The sequence below is a fragment of the Mariniradius sediminis genome, assembly GCF_021491425.1.
Taxonomy (GTDB): Bacteria; Bacteroidota; Bacteroidia; order Cytophagales; family Cyclobacteriaceae; genus Mariniradius; species Mariniradius saccharolyticus.
Genome location: NZ_JAKEVZ010000072.1, coordinates 1 through 292, shown reverse-complemented (window position 1 = coordinate 292; position 292 = coordinate 1). Strand labels below are relative to the sequence as shown.

General features: G+C 45.2%; 1 protein-coding gene. It reads right to left on the bottom strand.

Going from position 1 to position 292, the window contains the following annotated elements:
* Window positions 1–116: GIY-YIG nuclease family protein (locus L0U89_RS20330; RefSeq protein WP_234863198.1), on the bottom strand; the 116-nt coding region annotated here is incomplete at its 3' end.
* Window positions 117–292: the final 176 nt, after the last annotated feature.

The following is a 292-nucleotide window of genomic DNA, read 5'->3' as shown; positions in this document are numbered from 1 at the left end:
TCTTTGAAAAAGTGGCTGTTGTGCTGTATCAACCGGTTTTCCAAGTCCATCGTTTGGCCAATGTAGTAGCTACCTGTTGATGGGGAGTAGAGTATGTAGACAAAATGGGTCTCCATAGGCTGAAAATAAAAAAAGGCAACATCTCTGCTGCCCTTTTGAGCCCCATGCCGGGATCGTCCCGTCCCGATGGTTATCGGGAGACATCGTGGACAGCGACCTACTGATTACAAGTCCATATATTTACTGATTAGCCTTTCTGAAATCCCGGAATACCTTATCAAATTCTCGAGAT